Below are 22,625 nucleotides of genomic sequence, written 5' to 3'. Positions count from 1 at the left end.
AGTATGGCAAACGGGGCGAACATGGCCCCCTGAACGATGAAAAATGGGCCTCACGGCCGCGTTTCCGTCTGAAATCGATTCGTATGCACGCCGCGCAACCATTTTCGATTACTTGTTCAGAGCTTCCTTAGATAGACTTCCGTCACCGGGTAGGAATAGGGATTGTCGAAGCCGTTGTCGCCGCGCCAACGATTGGGCGACATGAAAGCGCTATGCCGGGTTCTGTTTCAAGATATCGCCAACCGCTGGGGCGAAAAACGCTGTAGGATAATGGATCCTGGATTTATCCGCGAGCTCGGTCAACATCCATGGTCAGGCAATGTGCGCGAGCTGCGCCATGTGCTCGAACAGGTCTGCATGCGTCACGATAAACACATCCTTACGGCCGAGGAGTTGGCAGGCATTATTCCGCCTGATGAGCCACGTTTAGAGGAACGGCCGGTACGCGCTTTTGGGGGGTGCCGTCCAGGACTGTGAGCGGACCGAGATCACTCGTGCGCTGATCGCGACCAAAGGGAAAAAAACGGAAGCGGCCAAGCGCCTTTGCATTACATCAAAAACGCTCAGACCAAAAGGAAAGCACTCGGCATAACGGAAAGATAAACGGGACGCACACCTTTTTATCTCGTGCGCAGTTCTCTTTCGGTCCCGCGCCGAGTGGAAATCATGAACACCAACCATTACACGTACGAGATGTACACGAAAGGCAAAGACGGCAAGGAATTTAAAACTTTAGAAATCACTTACCAAGCGGACATAAAGTGTCTTTTGCAGACCTGCCGTAGCCGTGTCATCCATACCAGTATCTGAACATGCCGGGGAAGGGCGGCAACGAAGGTGCCACACGGCGACTCGGTGTGGAATTCGCATCCTTCTAGAAGGCGCGTGTATTTGCACAAGACTCGCACAGTCTTGGCGAGTTCGTCCTGCATTTCTTACCGGTGCCGGTAAGTTTTACCCCTGAGGGGAGACCGATCGAAGACGCATGGAATAAACCACAACTATCGAGAGGTGGAGCATATGACGGCGATAATCGGGTTGTTCGATAACGTAAGCGAGGCGGAGAAGGCGGCCCGTGATCTTATGAGCAGCGGATTCTCCCACGAGGATATCGGTCTCATAGCTAGTGACGCCACCGGTGAATGGTCTCGTTACAAAGTCTCTACGCTCGAAGGCGCTGGGCCAAGCTCGAAAGCACTCGGTACCAAGATGGGCACCGGCACCGCGGTGGGTGGTTTGGGTGGATTGGTCATTGGCGAACTCGCGATCCCGGGGATAGGTTGGGTGGCCGCCGCCGGCACCGTGGCAGCGATCCTGCTCGGCGCCGGTTTGGGGGCGATTGCCGGCGGTTTAGCATCCGTGATTGATACCTTGGGAGTGCCTGAAGATCGGGCCGGCCGGTACGCCGAAGCAATACGCCGAGGTGGTACTTTGGTGTCCGTGCGAATCGCGGACGATCGCGCGAATGAGGCCGAGGCCGCGGAGATCATGCAACGCCACCAGGCGGTGGACATAGACAAGCGCGCTGCCGAATGGCGGGCAGCCGGATGGCGCGAATAACGGCAATGTCTACCGTATCACCGGTTCGGCTTTTTGTAATCTCGGCTTACCGCGGGGTCTTCCTCTTTGGCGCGCTTTTTCCCGATATGCTCGGCCCGATCGAGATCCGCTTTGGGAGGGTTTGTCGTTTTGCCGGTTTGCTTGGCCTTGCCCGCTTTTACGAAGCGGTGAGCTCCTTCGTTGTATTTTCGAGCGGATTCGCGGTCGCCCTCGCCGTGCATCCGATCCTTTTCATCACTGTTCATAAGTTTCAGTACTCCTCGGTCGAACTCAGTAAATACGGCGGCCCCTCGCAGCTTAGGCTGCCTAGGAGCCGCCCTTGACTTCATTTCATCGTGCCCGCAGGGGGATCCCCTTCTCAGCTTCGCACTTCCCAATAAGGCTGTGTGCCATAGTAAGAGTGGATCTCCGTTCCCCAGCGCTGATCGGCCATCGATGGCCAGTGATCCTTGTCGAAGCCGGGTGCGGAGTCGAGACGCTCTTTGGGCACATCGAGAATGAATTGCTCGTTGTCTGCGTCCAGGGTCAAGGCATTCCACGGAATGGCGAACAGCTTGTCCCCCATCCCGAGAAAACCCCCGAACGACAGGACCGCATAACCCACTCTGCCGCTCGGTACGTCTATCATGATGTCCCGGATCTCACCGAGCTTTTCGCCTTGACGATTGACGACCGAATCACCTTCTAGTGTATCGGCGGCCATCACTTGGGGTCCCGGACCATCGCCGCTATGCCCGCCTACAAGCTTGCCACCGGTATGCAACGTTGATCGACCGGTGGTGGTAGCGGAACTTGCCATCTTCTCGCCCATTTTCTCATCGATGTCCGGGTCCGAGCTTGGTCTATAGGTCTTCATACTCCTCCTCCTGGTTAATTAACTCTAAAAGGCTTGCGCGATCTGTTACCGCGTTCATGCGTTAATCGGCAAGAACTATACCGCGATGCTTGACCCCGCGAACGGGGACAATTAGCAGGTCCAGTTCTGGAATTCATTTTCGTTGGGACGGCCTGATTTGCGTCCTCGATACCCCCACGTTTCGTCATATCGGCGAACCGATACCGAGGATTGGCGCCGGTTGCCTGGCGGCCGGCTTGCGCTGGTATGACCGTGGTAATGCAACCTCGATGCGTCCCGGTTCAATCGCAACGCGCTACAAAAAGTCACTCGTCTGAGAGGAGGGAGAGGTTTGGATATGTAAGAATTTCCTGCCGACGGTAATAAGTACCGATACCCCACCCGGCTTGCTTCCTCTGAAGAACCATGCATTCCTCGCGCGCGAACGCGAACAGGCCGAGCATCCCGAAAGCGAGGCCGATCTTGAGCGCCGTGCCGAGCAGGATCCCAGTCATGCCGAATCCGACCCGGGTCGCCTGGCCCACCTCGCGGCCGTGGATCAGTTCACCGCCAAGCGCGCCGACCAAGGGACCGGCCAACAATCCGACCGCGCCGAAGAACAACCCGGCGAATATGCCGACCACGGCACCAATCAAGGCCAGCTTGCTCGCGCCGACCCTTGGCACCGAGCGCGGTGGCCATAAAGTCGATGCCCAGCGACAACACCGTCAATAATCCCAATACGACAGAAATCGCCGGCCCAGGCCGCCAGCAACATGCCCGCGAATACCAACGGCAAACCGGGCAGCGATGGATTGGCTGCAAGCACGGCAAGGAAAGAAAGGAACCTCGCTGAGCGACATCTCCACGACGGCGCGCTCGTGCTCTACGATGTGAGCTCTACCTATTTTGAAGGTCAGTGCTGTCCACTCGCCCGCTTGGGCTATTCCCGTGACGGGAAGCGAGATAAACTTCAGATCGTCTTTGGTCTTTTATGCAATCGCGAAGGCTGTCCCATCGCCAATTGATCGAGATACGCGTTCAAGAAACACTCCGTTTGGGCACGGCCTCGAAAGTGCCACGGAAGCTTAGTGGAAGACGATGCCTGTCCACGAAGGACAGGGACTTTGGAGGTGTACCCGAAATTTCAAATATGTTTGGATAGTTTTAACGCGGGCTTTATTTAGGCTTTAACGGTTACACCAGAGCGATAACCCAGTGTCCAAGATCCTACTGTCGATATTGATAGTCCTGCCGCTTGGGCTCCTGGCCGGCGCCCTGGCGGGAAACCGGTTGCCGTGGTTGGAACCGCCCGGTCCGTGGGTGAGGCTCATGACCTATCTCGGTTCCAACGTGGCGCGGACGGATGCGGCCAGCGCCTTCGCTGAGATGCGCCCGCGTCTCTATCACGGAGCACCTGCAGAGGTCTTTGCCAGGGCGCTGGAGGCGGTGACGCAACTCGGTTGGGAAGTTGCTCGGGAAGATCGAGACCGGTTTCGGCTCGATGCGGTCGTGACCACGCGCCTATGGCATTTCAAAGACGATCTCGTGGTGCGGATGGCGCCGGCGGAGGGGCAAACCGCTGTCCACGTCGAATCGCGCTCGCGGGTGGGCCGTGGCGATCTCGGCGCCAACACGCGCCATATTCTCGATTTCTACGAGCGGCTGGGCCAGACGCGTTGAGAGAGATGGCGATTAGCCGGCTTGCGGGCCATGCCGCCTTGGCGGTGGCGACGCGCGGGGTGGCGGTCGAGAGCATCCACTACGGGTCGATTGCCGCGGTCGATTCCAAGGGCCGGCTCATCGCCGGCGCCGGAGACCCCGCGGCGTTGACGTTTACGCGCTCGGCCTGCAAACCGCTGCAAATACTGCCCTTGCTCGCCCATGATGGCGTAGATCGGTTTGCTTTCACGCCTGAGGAGATCGCGCTCATGTGCGCGAGCCATTCCGGCGAACCCAAGCATCTCGATGCGGTGCTTGGGATCCTCTCGAAGATCCGCTGCAGCCGGCGTGATCTCCAGTGCGGGGTGCATGTCCCGCTGCTGTATCAAGCGCTCGGCGGGCAGCCGAAGTCAAGTGAGGCATTTAACGCGCTCCACCATAACTGCTCCGGGAAGCATGCGGGGATGCTGGCGCTCGCCCGCTTGCTCGAGGCCCCGATCGAAGACTATCTCAAGGTCGAGCACCCAGTCCAACAGCGGATCTTGGCGGCTATCGCGAGCATGGCGGATGTGCCCCTGAGCGGCATCGTCGTCGGAATCGACGGCTGCAGTGCGCCCAACGCGGCCATCCCCCTGCGGGCGCTGGCGCTGGCCTATGCGCGGCTTGCGGGCGGGGAGGGGATGTACCCCGAAGTGCGCGGGGCCGTTTTCTCCGCCATCAGCTCCCACCCCGGCATGGTGTCCGGGAGCGGCCGGTTTGATCATGCATTGACCCAAAGTGGCCGCGGGAAGTGGGTGAGCAAAGGAGGGGCGGAAGGCGTCGAGGGAATCGGCATCAAGAATCGTGGCGGCTGGGGGATCGCCATCAAGATCGCGGACGGCACGCCACGCGCGCTGCACGTGGTCACGATCGAGGTCTTGCACCAGCTCGGGGTGCTGAAATCACCGCTTGCTAAGGTGCTCATCCCCTACCGCCGGGTGTCGCTTCCGAATGCGCGCGGGGTGGAAACCGGCGAGGTGATGCCGGTGTTTAAACTAGGCTAGAAATGTGATCGGCACACGGCCGAGTGGCAGCCCGGAGCGCCGCAAGAGCTTTGATCTCGTCACGAGTCGTGCCACGGTGATTCGTTTCGGGTTGATCTCAATACGATTGTGTCACAATGCGGCTAATGGGACCAAAAAGGTTGACGCGCGCCCGATAATTTGCACAATGGTGGCCCCAATTGGGAGGGGCGATTCTTGAGTCATGCACGCGATCGAAGTCAAGCATCTCAGTAAGGATTTTGGCATTTTGCAGGCGGTCACCGATGTGTCTTTCACGGTTGACCGTGGCGATGTCCTTGGCTTTCTCGGACCCAATGGGGCGGGTAAATCCACGGCCATGAAAATGATCGCGGGGTTCCTCGAGCCGAGCGCGGGGACCGTGACGGTGTGTGGCCACGACGTGGTCGAGAAGCCCGTCGCCGTCAAATCCAAGATCGGTTACTTACCCGAGGGCGCGCCGCTCTATGGCGAGATGACGCCGCTCGGCTTTCTCGAGTTCATCGCCGAGGTGCGGGGGCTGTCCCCCCGGCAGAGAGAGGAGGGAATTGCCGATGTCGTGCAGAAGATTCACCTTGAAGGCGTTCTCCAGCAACGCATCGAGACGCTTTCCAAAGGCTACAAGCGCCGCGTCGGTCTCGCCCAGGCCCTGCTGCATGATCCGGAGGTCTTGGTCCTGGACGAGCCGACCGATGGCCTCGATCCGAATCAAAAGCACGAAGTCCGCACGCTCATCAAGGAGATGGCCCCTCGTAAGGCGATCATCATCTCGACGCATATTCTCGAAGAGGTCGATGCAGTCTGCACCCGCGCCATCATCATCGGGCGCGGCCGGGTGCTCTTTGCCGGGACGCCGGCCGAGCTCGAAGCGCGCTCCCGGTATTACAACGCCGTTGCCCTGGTCCTGAACCATGGCGCGGCGGGCAATGCCAAGAAGCGCTTGTTGACCTTGAGGAACGTCGAGGACATCGAGGAGCTCCCGGTGCGCGATGGGTTGGTGCGTTTGCTGGTGCTGCCGAAGAACCGCCGCTCGATCATCGCCGAGATCGGCGAGACCGTACGCGGCAACGGCTGGGAGGTGGACGAGCTGCGCGTGGAGACCGGGCACCTCGATGAGGTGTTCCGCACCATCACCGCGGATTTTAACGAGGGCGCGCGCGCATGAGGACTACGTTCGCGATTTTCAAACGGGAGCTTCATGCCTATTTCGCGACGCCCATCGCTTATGTCTTTATCGTAATCTTCTTGTTGTTGACCGGGGTCTTTACCTTTTATCTCGGCGGCTTCTACGAGAGCAATCAAGCCGATCTCGATGCCTTTTTCCAGTTCCATCCGTGGCTGTATTTATTTTTGATCCCGGCGATCTCGATGCGCCTTTGGGCCGAGGAGCGTAAGGCGGGAACGGTCGAGCTGTTGATGACGCTGCCGGTGTCGTTGACTCAAGCGGTGTTGGGCAAGTATCTGGCGGCCTGGTGTTTCACCACCTTGGCGCTGGCTTTGACGTTTCCGATCTGGATCACCGTGAACTACTTGGGCGATCCGGACAATGGTGTCATCGTGGCCGGATATCTCGGGAGTTTGATCATGGCCGGCGGGTTTCTCGCCATCGGGGGGTGCTTCTCGGCGCTGACGAAGAGTCAGGTCGTTGCCTTCGTGCTCAGCATGGCGGTCTGCTTCTGCTTCGTGCTCAGCGGTTTCCCCATCGTGCTCGATTTGTTCCAAGCCTGGATGCCGCAAGCGCTGATCGATGCCATCGGCTCCTTCAGCTTCCTCACGCATTTTTCCGCGATTCGCAAGGGTGTCATCGATGTGCGGAGCCTGGTCTATTTTCTTAGCCTGATCGCCTTTTGGTTATACGCCACGACGGTAGCGATCGATGCACGCAAAGCCAGTTAAACGCGCGCGCGGAAGGAGGCGACCGATGACGCGCAAGTGGCTCTCGGGAGGAGGATTGGTGCTGGCGGCGGTGTTATTCATTTCCGTCAATATAGTGACCGGCGAGACCTTAAGCTCCTGGCGATTGGACGTGACCGAGAGCCGGTTGTTTACGCTCTCGAAGGGCACCCGCAACATCCTCAAGTCACTCGAGGAACCGATCATTCTCAGATTCTATTTCTCCTCGAAGCTGTTCTCGGGGATCCCGGCGCTGCAAAACTACGGTCAGCGCATCCGCGACTTGTTGGAAGAATATGTCGCCGTAGCCAACGGTCAACTGGTCTTGAATGTCATCGATCCCGAGCCTTTTTCCGAGGCCGAGGACCAGGCGGTGGCCTACGGCGTCACGCAGTTACCGGTTAGCACCACGGGTGATCGCGGGTATCTAGGGCTCGCCGGCACCAACTCGACCGACGACGAGCAAGCCATCGCCTTCTTCCAACCGGAAAAAGAGCAGTCTCTGGAGTATGAGATCACGAAGCTCATCTATGCCCTCGCGCATCCCAAGAAACGCGTGATCGGCGTGCTCAGTTCCCTACCGGTGTTCGGAGGGGCCGGGCAGCAGGAGTCGCAGTGGACCCTCGCGACGATGTTGCGGGAAGCGTTTGAGATCAGGGAGATCGGGCAGGAGGCGGTGGAGATCGGCGCGGACGTGGACACCTTGCTATTGATCCATCCCAAAACGCTGTCCGAGCAGATGCGCTACGCGATCGATCAGTTCGTGCTCAAGGGCGGTAAGGCGATGGTCTTCGTCGATCCGTTCGCCGAGGAAGACCGCTCCGCGCCGCCCCCGGAGAATCCCGGCGCCTTGCCGCAATTCGAATCCAACCTGCCCGATCTTTTCGAGAAATGGGGGCTGAAGCTCGTCGCAGGCAAAGTGGCCGGCGATTTGGAGTCGGCGCTTCGCGTCTCCTATAACGGTCCCGCCGGGCCCCAACAAATCGAATATCTGCCGTGGCTGCGCCTGGGCCGCGGGCACTTCAACCGCGAGGATTTCGTGACCAACGAGCTTAAAACCATCAATGTCGGCACCGCCGGTGTCTTGGAGAAAGTCGCTGCCGCCGGCACCAGCTTCACGCCGCTCATCTCCACCGGTCAGCGCGCCGCGTTATTGGAGCGGGAGATGGTGATGTTCAACCGCGATCCGGCGGCGCTGCTCCAGGGCTTTGCTCCGGGCGATAAAGCACTGACGTTGGCCGCGCGCATCAGCGGTAAAGTCAAAACCGCCTTTCCCAAGGGCCGGCCAAAAAAGCTCGAGACCGATGCCAGCGATGCCGGTTTTGTCGCGGAATCCAAGAATCCCGTCAATCTGATCGTGGTGGCCGACACCGATCTCTTGAGCGACCGCTTCTGGGTGCAGGTACAGAACTTCCTGGGGCTGCGGGTGCCTTCGGCGTTCGCGGACAACGGCAATTTCGTGATCAACGCCCTCGACAACCTCGGGGGTAACGACGACCTCATCAGCTTGCGCAGCCGCGGCGAGTATGCGCGGCCGTTCACGCGCGTCGAAGCCATTCAACGGGAAGCCGAGGCGCGTTTCCGCGACCGCGAGCGCGCCCTGCAAGCCAAGCTCGAGGAGACCGAGCGCAAGATCCAAGAGATGCAAAGCAAGAAAGAGGAGGGCAGCGCCCTGCTTCTGAGCCCGGAGCAAAAACAGGCGATCGAGGCGTTCCGCGGCGAGCAGATCGCGACGCGCAAGGAGCTGCGCGCCGTGCAGCACGATCTGCGCAAGAATATCGAACGTTTGGGCGACCAGTTGCGCTTTATCAACATCGGTTTGGTGCCGATCTTGATCGGGTTGTTCGGAATGGGTCTGGGGATGGTGCGCGCACGGCGCCACCCCTGAGCAATGCAAAAGAACGCCTTTTATCTCCTTGCCCTGATCACCTTGACGGTGGTAGCCGCCGCGTTTTTTACCCAGAAGAGGAAGGCGCCGGAGACTGAAATCCGGACCACGCCGGTGTTCGCGGATCTGCTTGAGCGCGTGAACGACGTTTCCAAAATCGAGATCAAGTCCAAGACCGAGCAGACGGTCTTAGTGAAACGAGGCGCTACCTGGGAGGTCGAGAATCGCGGCCACTTTCCGGCGCTGTTTGAAAAGGTGAAGGGCGCCGTGGTGGACTTGGCCGAGCTGCAAGTGATCGAGCGCAAGACCGCGAATAAGGAACTGTATCCCAAACTAGCTGTGGAGGATCCCGCTGGCGAAGGCGCCGCCTCGAGGCTCGTGACCTTGCTGGGCCGGGAAGGCCAACCGCTGGCGTCATTGATCATCGGCAATCCGAGTACGGGTAAAAGCGCCGGAACCTATGTGCGGCTGCCGGATAAACCGCAAGCGCTGCTGGTCAAGGGCAGTTTGGATGTGCCGGCTAATCCGATGGAGTGGCTGGTCAAGGATGTCGCCCATATCCCCTCGGAGCGGATCCGGGAAGTCGTTATTCAGAAGCCGGGGCAAGCGCTAGTGCGCGTCTACAAGGACGATCCCAAGGATGCGGACTACACGCTGGACGCGCTCCTGAAAGGGCACGAAGTAAAATCCCAGTTGACCGTAAACAGCCTGGCGGCGTCTCTGGAGTACCTGCGCTTCGATGATGTCGCGCCGCGGGCGGATCTCAAGTTACCGGCGGACCCTACGGTGACGACCTTGCGCACCTTCGATGGGTTGGTGGCGATCGTCAAAAGCGCGATCGTGAAGGATAAGACATGGGCTAGCGTGGAATTTTCTTTTGACGCCGAGGCAGCCAAGAAGGCGGCTGCAAAAACCGGGAACGCATCCTCCGGGGATGGCAAGGGAGGTGCGAAAGCCGAGGATAAGCCAAAACCACTCGCTCCATCGGTCGCCGAGGAGGTCGAAGCGCTGAGCGAAAAAACCGCCCATTGGACCTACGTGCTGCCAAGTTACAAGGGCGAGCTGTTAACCAAGACCGTGGCGGCGCTTACCACCAAGGAAGGAAAAAACAAGCCGTCATCAGCGCCTAAGACAACCCCAGGGTCGTAGCCCGAAAATCGCACCCGGTGCAAAGTCTCTCGAAAAAATATGCTCACGCTGCGATGAGGCTGCCAAGGGTGCGGGGAGAGCCACGGCTACACCGATGAATCGCTTATGACAGAAAGTATACGCGACGCCGGATCCCGCTTTAGGCTCAGCTCAATCTGGGCAGCGACAGCAGGCGCGGGAACCGGCTTTTCGCCCCACAGAGGAAAGACCCATGTTGATGTTGTCGTCATTGGCGGCGGCATTACCGGTCTTACCTCTGCGCTTCTGCTCAGTCGCGCAGGACAGAAGGTTGCGTTGCTCGAGGCGAGACGTGTAGGTCTTGGCACGACGGGGCGATCCACCGGAAACCTTTACGTCACGACAGATAAGCATCTGTCAACACTTACACGATCTTATGGATTGGCCACCGTAAGAGACGTGATCGCCTCCAGGTCCGCCGCGATTGATTTTATTGAGCAGACCGTCAAAGACGAGGGTATCGACTGTCACTTTCAGAGGGTTCCGTTCTTTCAATTTCTTGAACGGGCCGAAACAAGAGTCCAGAATTTTCTTGCGAAAGAGTTTGAGGCGGCTAAGAAATGCGGCCTTCAAGCGGAGCTACTCCAGGAGGCTCCGTTGCCTTTCAAGACCCAGGCGGCGCTAAGACTCAGCGGGCAGGCTCAGTTTCATCCGCTTCTCTATGCGCAAGGTATAGCTAGTCGCTTGGCCCAGTCATGCTCGATCTTTGAAAACTCACCCGCAACTGAGATTGACCACACCCAAGGCAAAGTCACCACCCCGGGCGGGGAGATCCGGGCCAAACATATCATTGTTGCGACACATACCCCTAAAGGAGTTTCTCCCCTCCACCTGGCTCTTTCCCCTATCAGAGAGTTCGGCATCGCCGCCCAGCTGAAAGAGGCGACCATGGTGCCAGGAATCTATTGGGGCGTAGACCAACCGAAACACTCGCTGCGCTGCGTCAATGGTTCTGGAAGGCAATATTTGGTCGTCATCGGAGAGAAATATAAAACGGGTCACAAGCCTCCCAGCTCGGACCCTATCCATAGTCTCGAATCATATGCTTCAAGTCGTTTCAATTTGGCATCTGAAAGGGTTGGTTGGTCCGCGCAAGCCTACCAGGGCGCGGATCAGCTGCCCTATATAGGAAAATACAAGGACAGGCTGTTCCTCCTTACAGGATTTTCGACCGATGGGCTTGTCTTTGGCACTTTGGGAGCGATGATCGTTAGCGACCACATCCTTGGTCGAGAAAATTCCTGGAGCAATCTCTATACTCCGAATCGCTGTCGCCCTCTTAAATCTGCGAAGGCGATTCTCAAAGAAGGCTTCGATGTCTACTGCCAGTATCAGAAAGATCTTCCCTTTGTCGGTACGCGCAAGCTGGAAGCCATCAGACCCGGTGAAGGCGGCATCATCGAGCGCCAGGGAGAGAAGCTCGCCGTTTACCGAAAAGACGAAACTGCGTACGAATGCGTGTCGGCCGTATGCACGCATATGAAATGCATTCTGACGTTCAATCCAATTGAAAAGTCATGGGATTGTCCTTGCCATGCTAGCCGCTTTGAGACCAACGGCAAGGTAATCGAGGGACCTGCGTTAAGAAACCTCGAAGCGAGGCCCTTGTGACAAAGGTTTATCTATCAATAGGTCTCTTAGCGTTGGCAGCATCTCTTGGGGTCTATCTGCTCTCCTTTCTCCTGAGGGGAAAAGAAACGCCTAAAGGTCTTGCATTTCTCCATGGGCCTTTAGCTGCGGCAGGACTCGTTGCTCTTGCATTCGCCAGCTACGAGTCTGGCCGGAGAGACTACTGGGGACCGATCGCGGTGTTTGCCGTAGTTGCTATCGGAGGGTTGATTATGATCAGCATTGATCTTTCTGGACGCAGGATTCCAAAGTGGCTCGGCATCGTTCACGGCCTCGCCGCCGCGAGCGGCTTCGTCTGGCTTCTGACGCACGTATTTTGAAAAGTAGCCGGCGCCGTCACGATGAAATTCGACTCACAATTGTACGAAGACGCCGTCCGCTAGCGCTCGTATGCCGAGTTACAAGGACGAGCTTTTAACTAAGACCGTGGCGGCGCTCACGACCAAGGAAGGAAAAAACAAGCCGTCATCCGCGCCTAAGAAAACCCCCAAGTCGTAGCCCGAAACCGGCGCGAAGCCTCTCGAAAAATGCTCACGCCGCTCGCCTAATCAAGCATGGACGTTCGGGTCGAACTGAAACGGCTCGTTCAGCGGGTCCGGAATCCCTGGGTGCTTGGTATTTCCGCGGCGCTGGCCGTATACACTCTCGCCGGGTTTCTGCTCATTCCCTATCTGGTGCGGCATTATGTTCCGAAGCTGGCTGCCGAGCAGCTCAGTTGTCAGGCCGCTGTCACGGAGGTACGGTTTAACCCCTTCCTTTTTGAGTTCGAGGCGAAGGACTTTTCCTTCAAAGACGCGGCCGGCGAGGCGATATTTGGTTTTCAGCGCCTGTTCGTCGATTTCGAGCTGGAAAGCCTGTTGCGCTGGGCATGGACGTTTGCGGATATACGGCTTGAGGGTTGGTCTGCTGATTTGATGATCGATCGGGAAGGCCGGCTGAACCTGGCCAAGATCGCCGCCGCCCTGCCTGAATCCGACGAGCCCTCTCCGCCGGCAGAGAACCCGCCACGGCTCTTGCTGAAGCACATGGCGCTCACAGGTGGCTCGGTGAAATTCACGGATCGCTCCAAATCGACTCCGGTCGCGGAAACGGTCAGTCCGATCGACCTGGAGCTTGACGCAATCTCGACGCTTCCCGAGCACCGCGGGTCTCACGTAGTCAGCGCAAGACTGGCGAACGGCGCGGTAGTGGAATGGAAGGGCCATGTCTCGTTGAACCCAATCCTATCGGAAGGTGAAGTGCGACTCGAGGGCTTCAAGCTAGCGACCGCTTGGAACTTCATCCGTGACCAGTTGGACCTGGCTGAACCCTTAGGGGACGTGGGCGCAACAGCCCGTTACCGCTTCCGATATGACCACGCCAAGGCCGACCTGAGCGTGAACGATGTGGGCATCAAAGTGGCGGGATTGCGGCTTTCTACCCCCGCTGCTCCGGAGCCGATCCTGGTCCTTGACGCTATCGAGATCGCGGGGGCTCGCTTTAATCTTGCGAGCCGGGAGCTGACGGTGCCGACATTCAACGTGCTCAACGGGCACATCGCCGTGTCCGTCGACGAGAAGGGCATCGCCAATTGGCAGACGTTGGTGAAGACCGGAGCGACGACCGATGCGCCGCGGCCCACTCCGCCCGCGGCTTCGGCCGGTGCGCCCGCAGCGCCGCCTTTGCGGGTTAAGCTCGAAGCATTCAAGGTAGCGGACATCGGGATCACTTATGCCGATGCGAGTCACGCTAAACCCTCCATGGTCTCCGTTGGGGTTTTCAATCTGGGGCTGGGCGCGGAAGCGGAAATCGGCGCCGCTGCACCGAAAGCGCGGATCCGGGACTTGAGCGTCAGTCTTGAGCGCATTGCCATCGCCGAACGAGATAAGAGCGCTTCGCTCGCGACCTTGGATTCCATTAAGGTCGAGGGCGGACAAATGGATCTCGAGAAACGGGAAGCCGCCATCCAACAAGTGGCCCTACAGGGAGGCGGTGCCAAGATAGCCCGAGATGCGGATCAATCAATTCGTTGGCTTGAATTATTCGGGCCTCGGGACTCGGAAAATGTCCGGATCGATGTCACCGAAACGGAGAACAAGGAGGAAGGCAAGCCGTGGCGCTTCGCGCTCAAGGCGTTCGACCTCCAGGGGTTTCGCATGGCGCTTGCCGACCAAAGCGTGTCGCCCGAGCTTGCGTACGACATCGAGGACATGAAAGTCGCGCTCACGGAGATCACCAATGACGGACAGACACCCATCGCGTTCGATGTGCAGCTCAAGATCAAACAAGGCGGCGCGTTGAGCACGACGGGACAACTGTCACAAAAGGCTGATCGCGCCGAGGCGCAGGTGAAGATCGAGGGGATGAACCTGACGCCGCTGAAGTCGCTGGTGGCACAGGTCGCGGCGCTTACACTCGAGAGTGCCGCTGTCTCCGCCACTATGCGGGTCGATTATAGCCAAGCCAAAACCGGTCCATCACTCAAGGCGGCGGGTGCGTTCAGCCTCGATAACCTGCTCCTAAACGAAACCAAGAGCGGCAAGTCCTTTCTGTCCTGGAAGGCGCTGTCCGCCGATGGCTTCGACTTCAGCCTCGGCCCGGACAAGATTTCCATCAAGGAAGTGCGACTCGTCGAACCGGGCACGAAGATCGTGATCTTCAAAGATAAAACAGTGAACCTCGCCGCTGCCTTCCAACCGCAGGGCGCGCCATCTTCCGGGCCGCCGGCAAAGACGGAAAAGCCGAAGAGCGATTCCGCCAATCCATTTCCAGTGACCGTGGAGCGTGTCCAGATCGAGCGGGCGAAGGTCGATTTCGCCGACCTCAGCCTGGTCCTTCCGTTCGCCGCCCGCATCCACGATTTATCCGGCGCGGTGACCGGCATCTCCTCGGCTGCTACCAGCCGAACCAGGCTCAAGCTTGAGGGCCGTGTGGACGAATACGGCCAGGTCAACGTGGAGGGGTCGTTAAGCCCCTTACAGCTTGCGGCGTTTAGCGATGTTAAAGTGGTGTTCCGCAACCTTGCGATGTCACCGCTTTCGCCCTACAGCGGCACGTTTGCCGGGCGTAGGATCCAATCCGGAAAGCTGAACCTGGATCTGGAATACAAAGTTGAGGATCGCAGGTTGAAGAGCAACAACACCATCATCCTCGATCAATTTACCTTGGGTGAGCGGGTCGAAAGTCAGAAAGCGGTAAATCTGCCCCTCGATCTCGCGATCGCCCTGCTCACCGACGGCGAGGGCAAGATCAACGCGTCCGTGCCCATCGAAGGTGACGTGGACCATCCTGAATTCAGCGTCGGGCACCTGGTCTGGCAGGCGATCGTCAACCTCATCACCACCGCCGTCACCGCGCCCTTCAAGGCGCTCGGTGCCCTCGCCGGCGGGGAGGAGGGCATCGACGCGGTCCTGTTCCGGCCGGGTATCGATACGATCCCGCCGCCTGAGCGCGAAAAGCTCGCAAAAGTAGCGGAGGCATTGACTAAGCGGCCAATGCTAACGCTAACGGTACGCGGGGCGTACGACCCCGCGGCCGATGGCGAAGCGCTTCGGTCAATGCAGGTGCGGCGCGCCTTGGCGCAGGAGCTCGACGTCGCCTTGCAACCGGGCGAGGACCCGGGTCCGGTGGCCGTCGATAATGCCGAGACGCAGCGCGCGCTGGAGGCGTTGTCCGACGAACGCGACGGCGAAGATGCCATCGAGGAGTTTGAGGCGAGCTACGAAAAATCTCAGGGTAAGAAGCCAAAAAGGGTCAGCGCAATCTTGTCACTGATGGGCCAGGCCAGCGAGGACGTCGATTTCTACGAAAAATTATTCCAACATCTGGTAGAAAAGGCTCCATTGGCAACGGGCGACCTTGAAGCTTTGGCCGTACGGCGCGCTACAGCGGTTATCAAGAAACTGACCGGCCAAGCTGGATTCGATCCATCTCGTGCCAGCGCCGGGGAAATCGAGCAGGTCCCGGATACCCAGGCGGACAGCGTCCCGACAAAACTCGAGCTGGGGACGCTCGGGCCGGAGCCGTAGCACTCTATCCGTTATACGAACGGGAATAATTTTCTTAAACATGGATGATCCCCATATCACCGTCACCCCGGCGAAAGCCGGAGTCCAGTGCGGCGCATTAAGGCCCTCCTGGATGCCGGTTTTCACCGGCATGACGGACGAGAAAGGGTAGATTATGACCGTTGCCAGTAGAGATGTCGCGGCGCTCAATCTCTTGGCGAACAAAACCCCGAGTCGTAGCCCATGCTGATAAAATCGGGCGTTTGCCGCCGCTTTCTGCCGGCACCGCTGTCGCCACGCCTGTTCCATTCCAGCGGCAACGGAACGCATGGAAAAACCACGGCATTAGGTGTAGTTTAATAAGATGGTGGGGGCCTCTTGAGGAGCACATGCCGCATAAGCTCTATATAAAAACCTTTGGCTGTCAGATGAACGAATACGATTCTTCCCGCATCGTCGCTGCCTTGGAGGAATCGCACGGGTTGTGCAATACCGCGGACCCTGCGGAGGCCGATGTTCTCATCGTCAATACCTGCTCCGTGCGGGAGAAGGCGCAGGAAAAGCTATTCTCGCAGCTAGGACTCTGGCGCCAGTGGAAAAAGGCCCGGCCCGAGATCGTCATCGGCGTGGGCGGTTGCGTGGCCAGCCAGGAAGGAGCGGCGATTTGGGAGCGCGCCCCCGATGTCGATGTGATTTTTGGACCTCAGACCCTCCACCGGCTGCCGGCGATGCTGGACGCCGTCGCAGGAACGGGGCGCCGGATCATCGATATCAGCTTTCCGGAAATTGAGAAATTCGACCGCCTGCCCGAGGTGCGGGCGCAGGGACCTACCGCATTCGTTTCCATTATGGAGGGTTGCAGCAAGTATTGTTCGTTTTGTGTCGTGCCGTATACGCGCGGGGAGGAGTTCAGCCGGCCTTTTGACGATGTGATCACCGAGATCGCCGGGCTCGGCGAGCAAGGCGTGCGCGAGGTGACGCTCCTCGGTCAGAACGTCAATGCTTACCGCGGAGCGATGCACGCTGGCAGGATTGCCGATCTCGCCGTATTGCTGCGTTATGTGGCCGACATCGATGGCATCGAACGCATCCGCTTTACAACCTCGCATCCGCTGGAATTTTCCGATCGCTTGATCGCGGCCTACGCGGACATTCCGCAACTTGCGGATCATCTGCATCTGCCGGTGCAGAGCGGATCGGACCGCGTCCTCGCACTGATGAAACGCGGTTACACCGCGCTGGAATACCGCGCCAAAATCCGCAAGCTGCGCAAGGTCCGGCCAGGCATCAGCGTGTCCTCGGATTTTATCGTCGGTTTTCCGGGCGAGACTGAGGAGGATTTCAAGAAAACCCTAACTCTCGTCGCCGCCATAGGATTTGACCAATCGTTTAGCTTCATCTATAGCAAGCGCCCGGGCACGCCAGCCGCCAGTCTCCCCGATGAGGTTCCGGAGGAGGTGAAAAAAGAGCGGCTACAGATCCTGCAAACGCGCATTGACGAAAATGCCCGAAACATCAGTGTGTCCATGGTGGGCAAGGCGGAACGCATCTTGGTGGAAGGCCCGTCGCGCAAGAACCCGGCGGAACTGTGCGGCCGCACCGGCAACAACCGGGTGGTGAACGTGGCCGCGCGCCCGCGCCTCGCCGGCCACTTTACCGATGTGCGGATCACCGCGGCCTTTTCGCATTCGTTGCGCGGCGAGCTGATCGGGCGCGCGAACGAGTCTACTGAGAGTTTGTGAAAAAACCTACTACGCTCGGGATCTCGCGTTCCGGCGGTACTCGGAATCCTCATGTATTTCAATATACACTCCGGTTGCTCGCCCCATCCTTGGGACTCGCCCCTGCGGGGCTTGCGCTCCGTTTCGCTCCCGGCGAAACCGTCCTGCGCTCCGGCGGAACGCGACCTCCCTTCGCTCGCGACGGTTTTTTCACAAACTCTGATCGCCCAGTGCTCGCTTGAGTACGACCAAGAAGCTGCCGCCAGCACTTGCGAGCGACATTGTTTTGGCGCCGCTCGATAACCAGCGCCTGGCCAATTTATGCGGTCAGTTCGATGAGCACCTGCGGCTGCTAGAACGCCGCTTGGGGGTCGAGATCAACAACCGCGGTAATGCCTTCCGGGTGATCGGCCTGCCGCGCTCGGTGGCCGCGGCCGGCCGTATCATGGAACAGTTGTATGCGGCGACCGTTGAGGAGATGCTCTGTCCGGAGCGTATCCATCTGCATCTGCAGGAAGCCGGCATCGAAGAGATTTTGGAAGAGGCTGAGCACGACGATCACCTTATCCAAACGCCGCGCTGTGTGGTGAAAGCCCGCGGCGCGAACCAGCGCCGTTATGTTGATAACATTCGCCAATGCGACATTAATTTTGGCATCGGCCCCGCGGGGACCGGTAAGACCTACCTGGCTGTTGCCTGCGCGGTCGAGTCCTTGGAACGCGAAGCGGTGCGGCGCGTGGTATTAACCCGGCCCGCGGTGGAGGCGGGCGAGCGCTTGGGGTTCCTGCCCGGGGACATCGTTCAGAAGGTGGACCCCTATTTGCGGCCCTTGTACGATGCTCTGTACGAGATGCTGGGGTTTGACAAAGTCTCGAAATATATCGAGCGTCATATTATCGAAGTCGCGCCGCTTGCGTTCATGCGCGGGAGGACCTTGAATGACTCCGTGATCATACTGGACGAAGCGCAAAACGCCACCTCGGAACAGATGAAGATGTTTCTCACGCGCATCGGTTTCGGCTCGACCGCGGTGATCAACGGCGATATCACGCAAGTAGATCTCCCGGCGGGCCGGCTGTCGGGATTGCGGCAGGTCATCGACGTGCTACGACAGACGCGGGGGGTGAGCTTTACTTTTTTCCAAGCCAAGGACGTGGTAAGACATCCGCTCGTGGCACGGGTGGTCGAGGCTTACGAAACCTACGAAGCCGGACGCCGGAGCGCGGCCGAGCCCTGTTGATGGCGATCCGATTAGCGCTGCAGTATGCCTGCGGATCCGCGGACCTGCCCACGCGCTGTACCGTGATCAAGTGGATACGCACGGCCCTGGCCCGCCGGTGCGCGAGCGCCGAGGTCACGGTGCGTATTGTCGGCGAAGCGGAAGGCGCGGATTTGAATCGGCGTTGGCGCAAGCGGCGCGGCGCGACCAATGTACTATCGTTCCCGAGCGAAGGTCTCGATCACACAGCCCCCGCTTTCCTGGGCGATATCGTGATTTGCGCCCCCGTGGTCATGCGCGAAGCCCATGAGCAATCAAAATCTCCCGAGGCTCATTGGGCGCATCTCATCGTTCACGGCGTTTTGCATCTGCTTGGATACGACCATAAAACGCAGCGTGAAGCCGAATCTATGGAAAGGCTAGAACAGGACATTCTCAAAAGACTCGGGTATCCGAATCCTTACAGCGATGTACCCGGTGCATGAACGAAGACCACCCTAGTAGAACCCGAAAGAATTCGTGGCTTGGAAGGACTAGGGAATTTCTCCGCCTGTATCCCCGGGACACGCAAGAGATCACGGACTTACTGCGTGAGCTCGAGCAGCGCAATCTGATTTATCCCGAGGTGCTGGCGATGATCGAGGGCGCGCTGCTGGTCTCCGAGATGCAGGTAAGAGATATCATGTTACCGCGCGCGCAGATGGTCGTAGTCCCCGCGGAGGCGGGAGTGAAAGAGTTTCTGCCGCGGGTGATCCGTTCCGGGCACTCGCGGTTTCCGGTGGTCGATGACAAACGCGATGAGGTGCTGGGGATCTTGCTCGCGAAAGACTTGCTTGCTTATCTGGCGCAGACAGAGTCCACCCCCTTAGACCTTTGGGATGTGTTGCGTCCGGCGGTGTTCGTACCGGAAAGCAAGCGCTTGAACGTGCTACTGCGGGAATTTCGCAGTAGCCGTAACCACATGGCCATCGTGGTCGATGAGTACGGACGGGTGTCGGGGCTGGTGACCATCGAGGATGTCATCGAACAGATCGTTGGTGACATCAGCGATGAGCACGACGTCGGCGAGGAAGGATATATCAGGAAGCACCGTGACGATCGCTACACCGTTCGGGCGCGCACCCCAATTCACGAATTCAACGCTTATTTTCAAACCGGCTTTGCGGACGAGGAATTCGACACCATCGGCGGCGTCATCCTCAAGGCCTTGGGTCATATGCCGGCGCGTGGTGAGGCGATCGAGTACGGGGGCTGGAAATTTACCATACTCCGCGCCGATCCGCGCCGCATCCATTTAATGCGTGTCGGCCGGGCACAGGAATGGGCCGGCGAGCAGCCGCAGGCTGGAGTTGGCTAAGGTTTGGGGCAAAATGCGTGATCGCCGGGCCGTGGCGCTCGCCGCAGAGTGGCGGGAAGGTTTGGCGAATAAAGCCTGGCTTAGTCTTGCCGGGGATTTAGCGAGCCTCGCCGCGGGTGCGATTCTGCCATTGGCATTCGCACCTTTCGAGCTGGCGCCGCTCGCCGTGCTGTCACTCGCGGCTCTTTTCTATCTCTGGGACGAAGTCTCGCCGCGGCGGGCGTTTTGGCGCGGCTGGCTTTATGGCCTCGGAATGCTTGGAACGGGTGTTTCTTGGGTGCAAATCAGCATCCATCAATTCGGGATGCCCGTCTTGGCCTTTTCAGTCACCGTGACCGCCGGGTTTATCGCCTTTGTCGCCCTTTATCCCGGGCTGATCGGAGCGCTCGCCAACCGTTGGTTTCGCGTGTCCGCCGCGGCGCGCTTTCTGGTGGTGCTCCCGGCTCTCTGGACGCTCATGGAATGGTTCAAGGGGTGGGTTTTGACAGGTTTCCCGTGGCTGAATGTTGGTTATAGCCAGGTGGATACTCCGCTCGCCGGCCTCGCCCCGGTGTTCGGTGTATACGGAGTAAGCTTCGCGGTAGCGCTAAGCGCCGGGCTTCTCTGCGCGATGCTCCGGAGTCCATCGCGCTTAGGCTACCCTGTGTTTCTATCGGTCCTCTGGATAGGTGCGTTTGTGTTGGGCCGGGTGACATGGACCGAAGCACACGCGACTAAATCGCTCTCGGTGGCGCTCATTCAGGGCAACGTTGCGCAGGCGATGAAATGGTTGCCCGCGGAGCGGCAGGCAACCATCGATCGCTACCTCGGTCTGACGGCGTCCTCGTGGGGGAAGGCCGATGTTATCGTGTGGCCGGAGACCGCCATACCGGAGTTCTATACAGAGGCCACGCCGTATGTTCGCCTACTTACCGCAAAGGCACGGCAAACGGGGACCGAGCTCCTCCTCGGCGTGCCCTATCGAGACCCTGGCGGGGAGCGGTATTATAACGCGGTCGCCACTATCGGGCGCCACGCGGGGATCTATCGAAAGCGCCACCTGGTGCCCTTCGGCGAGTACTTGCCGTTCCCGGCGCTACTGGGGAAACTCCTCGATTTCCTGGATATCCCCATGTCGAGCTTCAGCGCCGGCAGCCGGGGCCAAGCACCGCTTGTGGTCGCCGGTGTCCCGGTCGGCGTTTCCATTTGCTATGAGGATGCATTCGGCGAAGACGTCATCGAACAGCTTCCGATGGCCCGGCTTTTGGTTAATGTCAGCAACGATGCCTGGTTCGGAGACTCGATTGCGCCTCACCAACATTTGGAGATGGCGCGCATGCGTGCTCTGGAGGGCGGCCGGTTTCTCTTGCGGTCCACTAACAATGGGATTTCCGCCGTTGTCGACCACCGGGGCAAGGTGGTGGCGCAGGCGCCGCAGTTTCGGCCATATACACTCAAGGCACGGGTTCGCGCGCGCACGGGCGCGACCCCTTACGTTATGTTCGGGAACGGCCCAATGGTTGCCCTCGCCGCGGGTTTACTTGCCGCGGCTCTCGTTTTTTGCCGCGTGCGTAGTTAGCACCGCACCTCGCAGTGATGCGGATCTTGAACCGCTACATCGCGAGGATCGTAATGAGCTCGATCGCGAGTGTGTTGGTGGTTCTGGTCGCGGTATTTTCTTTCTTTGAGTTTATCGATGAGCTGGATAAGGTAGGCCGTGGCGGGTATGGGATCCTCGCCATCGTTGAGTTCGTCTTTTTCAGCATCCCGCGCTTGACCTACGAGCTGTTCCCAATCGCCGCCTTGATCGGCACCTTAATCGGTCTGGGAACGCTGGTTCGCAACAGCGAAATGATCGTGATTCGAACCTCCGGGGTGTCGCTGGTGCGGATCGTCTTATCGGTAATGAAGTTGGGATCCGTTTTCGTGCTCGCCTCCCTTGTGGTAGGCGAGTTTATCGCCCCGCCCAGTGAAGAGTTGGCGCAACACAGAAAGTCGATTGCGACGACCAATCAGATCGCGCTTAGAACCCCGGGCGGTTTTTGGGCTCGGGACGGGCAGAGTTATATCAACATTCGCCGGGTGTTACCCGACAATCGCGTGGAGGAGGTTTACATCTATGAATTCGACGACCAGAATCGTCTCCGCGTGAGTACCTTCGCGCGGCAGGCTTATTACAAGCAAGGCCGATGGGTTCTCGAACGGATCAATCAGACCGTTTTCGACGCGGAACGCGTGCGCAAGCGGCGAATGGAGCATGCAACATGGGATTCGTTGCTGGATCCCAAGCTTATCAATCTTGTCGCGATCAACCCGCAGCAATTGTCCATGATCAACCTCTATAACTACATCCGCTTTCGGGAGGCTAACGGGCAAAACAGCCGCTACTACCGGCACGCGCTGTGGGCGAAGCTGTCATATCCGTTGGCCACGGGCGCCATGGTCTTTCTTGCCATTCCGATTGTGTTGGTCACGGCGCAAAAAACGGGTATCGGGCAACGCATCGTGATCGGGTCATGCATCGGCCTGGGTTTCCATATCATCAACAAGGCGGCGGGGTCATTGGGCGTGGTATTCGATCTATCGCCGGTGCTCAGCGCGATGTTTCCAACGGCCGCCACTTTCATGGCCGCCGTTTTACTTATGCGGCGGGTACACTGATCAATCCAAGGAGTTGACTGATAAAATT

At 58.9% G+C, this 22,625-nt stretch carries 19 protein-coding genes and 2 pseudogenes; 18 read left to right on the top strand and 3 right to left on the bottom strand.

Features of this window, described 5'->3' with window-relative positions:
* Positions 1-201 precede the first annotated feature (201 nt).
* On the top strand, positions 202-477 hold the full coding sequence (locus M3436_00485; GenBank protein MDQ3562666.1) for a hypothetical protein: 276 nt from the start codon (positions 202-204) through the stop codon (positions 475-477).
* 543 nt (positions 478-1,020) lie between these two features.
* Entirely contained in the window at positions 1,021-1,560 is a 540-nt protein-coding gene (locus M3436_00480; protein ID MDQ3562665.1) for a hypothetical protein, read from the top strand.
* Between the two features lie 17 nt (positions 1,561-1,577).
* On the opposite strand, the gene M3436_00475 is transcribed toward M3436_00480, so the two are convergent.
* From M3436_00475 to M3436_00465, 3 genes and pseudogenes are all read right to left on the bottom strand, one after another.
* Positions 1,578-1,805, bottom strand: coding sequence for a hypothetical protein (locus M3436_00475; GenBank protein ID MDQ3562664.1), 228 nt, complete (start codon positions 1,803-1,805; stop codon positions 1,578-1,580).
* 113 nt (positions 1,806-1,918) lie between these two features.
* Positions 1,919-2,416, bottom strand: a complete 498-nt coding sequence (locus M3436_00470; GenBank protein ID MDQ3562663.1) for a PRC-barrel domain-containing protein — start codon at positions 2,414-2,416, stop codon at positions 1,919-1,921.
* Between the two features lie 419 nt (positions 2,417-2,835).
* Positions 2,836-3,224 (bottom strand): annotated as a pseudogene (locus tag M3436_00465) (DUF456 domain-containing protein).
* Positions 3,225-3,243: 19 nt separating this feature from the next.
* Between M3436_00465 and M3436_00460 the strand changes: the two are divergent.
* From M3436_00460 to lptG, 16 genes and pseudogenes are all read left to right on the top strand, one after another.
* Positions 3,244-3,417 (top strand): annotated as a pseudogene (locus M3436_00460) (IS1634 family transposase).
* Between the two features lie 196 nt (positions 3,418-3,613).
* Complete coding sequence (locus M3436_00455) at positions 3,614-4,078, top strand: DUF1499 domain-containing protein (protein ID MDQ3562662.1); 465 nt, start codon at positions 3,614-3,616, stop codon at positions 4,076-4,078.
* 5 nt (positions 4,079-4,083) lie between these two features.
* Positions 4,084-5,100, top strand: coding sequence for an asparaginase (locus tag M3436_00450; GenBank protein MDQ3562661.1), 1,017 nt, complete (start codon positions 4,084-4,086; stop codon positions 5,098-5,100).
* A gap of 202 nt (positions 5,101-5,302) precedes the next feature.
* Positions 5,303-6,262 carry an ABC transporter ATP-binding protein gene (locus tag M3436_00445; GenBank protein ID MDQ3562660.1) on the top strand — a complete coding sequence of 320 codons (960 nt, stop codon included), beginning with the start codon at positions 5,303-5,305 and terminating at the stop codon, positions 6,260-6,262.
* Entirely contained in the window at positions 6,259-6,993 is a 735-nt protein-coding gene (locus M3436_00440) for an ABC transporter permease subunit (protein ID MDQ3562659.1), read from the top strand. The genes M3436_00445 and M3436_00440 overlap by 4 nt, the downstream gene beginning before the upstream one ends.
* Before the next feature lie 25 nt (positions 6,994-7,018).
* A complete protein-coding gene (locus M3436_00435; GenBank protein MDQ3562658.1) occupies positions 7,019-8,878 on the top strand; it encodes a Gldg family protein in 1,860 nt (619 codons plus the stop codon).
* A gap of 3 nt (positions 8,879-8,881) precedes the next feature.
* The gene (locus tag M3436_00430; GenBank protein MDQ3562657.1) at positions 8,882-10,027 is read left to right on the top strand and encodes a DUF4340 domain-containing protein; all 1,146 of its coding nucleotides are present in this window, start codon (positions 8,882-8,884) and stop codon (positions 10,025-10,027) included.
* A 105-nt stretch (positions 10,028-10,132) separates the two neighbouring features.
* A complete protein-coding gene (locus tag M3436_00425; protein MDQ3562656.1) occupies positions 10,133-11,656 on the top strand; it encodes an FAD-dependent oxidoreductase in 1,524 nt (507 codons plus the stop codon).
* Positions 11,653-11,994, top strand: a complete 342-nt coding sequence (locus M3436_00420; GenBank protein ID MDQ3562655.1) for a hypothetical protein — start codon at positions 11,653-11,655, stop codon at positions 11,992-11,994. Before M3436_00425 ends, M3436_00420 begins: the two co-directional genes overlap by 4 nt.
* Positions 11,995-12,228: 234 nt before the next feature.
* Positions 12,229-15,681, top strand: coding sequence for a DUF748 domain-containing protein (locus M3436_00415; protein ID MDQ3562654.1), 3,453 nt, complete (start codon positions 12,229-12,231; stop codon positions 15,679-15,681).
* Between the two features lie 368 nt (positions 15,682-16,049).
* Positions 16,050-17,402: a tRNA (N6-isopentenyl adenosine(37)-C2)-methylthiotransferase MiaB gene (gene miaB, locus M3436_00410; GenBank protein MDQ3562653.1), complete on the top strand. Its 1,353-nt coding sequence runs from the start codon at positions 16,050-16,052 to the stop codon at positions 17,400-17,402.
* Between the two features lie 217 nt (positions 17,403-17,619).
* Positions 17,620-18,621 (top strand): PhoH family protein, encoded by a 1,002-nt coding sequence (locus M3436_00405; GenBank protein ID MDQ3562652.1) that lies wholly within the window; start codon positions 17,620-17,622, stop codon positions 18,619-18,621.
* A complete protein-coding gene (gene ybeY, locus M3436_00400; GenBank protein MDQ3562651.1) occupies positions 18,621-19,085 on the top strand; it encodes an rRNA maturation RNase YbeY in 465 nt (154 codons plus the stop codon). Before M3436_00405 ends, ybeY begins: the two co-directional genes overlap by 1 nt.
* Positions 19,082-19,957 carry a CBS domain-containing protein gene (locus tag M3436_00395; protein MDQ3562650.1) on the top strand — a complete coding sequence of 292 codons (876 nt, stop codon included), beginning with the start codon at positions 19,082-19,084 and terminating at the stop codon, positions 19,955-19,957. The genes ybeY and M3436_00395 overlap by 4 nt, the downstream gene beginning before the upstream one ends.
* 13 nt (positions 19,958-19,970) lie before the next feature.
* Entirely contained in the window at positions 19,971-21,515 is a 1,545-nt protein-coding gene (lnt, locus tag M3436_00390) for an apolipoprotein N-acyltransferase (GenBank protein ID MDQ3562649.1), read from the top strand.
* 53 nt (positions 21,516-21,568) lie between these two features.
* Positions 21,569-22,597, top strand: coding sequence for an LPS export ABC transporter permease LptG (lptG, locus tag M3436_00385; protein MDQ3562648.1), 1,029 nt, complete (start codon positions 21,569-21,571; stop codon positions 22,595-22,597).
* Positions 22,598-22,625: the final 28 nt, after the last annotated feature.

The sequence above is a fragment of the Pseudomonadota bacterium genome (genome assembly GCA_030859565.1).
Taxonomy (GTDB): Bacteria; Pseudomonadota; Gammaproteobacteria; order JACCXJ01; family JACCXJ01; genus USCg-Taylor.
Note: the sequence above shows the minus strand (reverse complement) of the source record. Positions and strands in the feature narration are given on the sequence as shown.

Coding starts and splice junctions, on each gene's coding strand:
- M3436_00485 (MDQ3562666.1), top strand. CDS start 202: ATGAAAGCGCTATGCCGGGTTCTGTTTCAAGATATCGCCAACCGCTGG.
- M3436_00480 (MDQ3562665.1), top strand. CDS start 1,021: ATGACGGCGATAATCGGGTTGTTCGATAACGTAAGCGAGGCGGAGAAG.
- M3436_00475 (MDQ3562664.1), bottom strand. CDS start 1,805: ATGAACAGTGATGAAAAGGATCGGATGCACGGCGAGGGCGACCGCGAA.
- M3436_00470 (MDQ3562663.1), bottom strand. CDS start 2,416: ATGAAGACCTATAGACCAAGCTCGGACCCGGACATCGATGAGAAAATG.
- M3436_00450 (MDQ3562661.1), top strand. CDS start 4,084: ATGGCGATTAGCCGGCTTGCGGGCCATGCCGCCTTGGCGGTGGCGACG.
- M3436_00445 (MDQ3562660.1), top strand. CDS start 5,303: ATGCACGCGATCGAAGTCAAGCATCTCAGTAAGGATTTTGGCATTTTG.
- M3436_00440 (MDQ3562659.1), top strand. CDS start 6,259: ATGAGGACTACGTTCGCGATTTTCAAACGGGAGCTTCATGCCTATTTC.
- M3436_00435 (MDQ3562658.1), top strand. CDS start 7,019: ATGACGCGCAAGTGGCTCTCGGGAGGAGGATTGGTGCTGGCGGCGGTG.
- M3436_00430 (MDQ3562657.1), top strand. CDS start 8,882: ATGCAAAAGAACGCCTTTTATCTCCTTGCCCTGATCACCTTGACGGTG.
- M3436_00425 (MDQ3562656.1), top strand. CDS start 10,133: ATGACAGAAAGTATACGCGACGCCGGATCCCGCTTTAGGCTCAGCTCA.
- M3436_00415 (MDQ3562654.1), top strand. CDS start 12,229: ATGGACGTTCGGGTCGAACTGAAACGGCTCGTTCAGCGGGTCCGGAAT.
- miaB (MDQ3562653.1), top strand. CDS start 16,050: ATGCCGCATAAGCTCTATATAAAAACCTTTGGCTGTCAGATGAACGAA.
- ybeY (MDQ3562651.1), top strand. CDS start 18,621: ATGGCGATCCGATTAGCGCTGCAGTATGCCTGCGGATCCGCGGACCTG.
- M3436_00395 (MDQ3562650.1), top strand. CDS start 19,082: ATGAACGAAGACCACCCTAGTAGAACCCGAAAGAATTCGTGGCTTGGA.
- lnt (MDQ3562649.1), top strand. CDS start 19,971: ATGCGTGATCGCCGGGCCGTGGCGCTCGCCGCAGAGTGGCGGGAAGGT.
- lptG (MDQ3562648.1), top strand. CDS start 21,569: ATGAGCTCGATCGCGAGTGTGTTGGTGGTTCTGGTCGCGGTATTTTCT.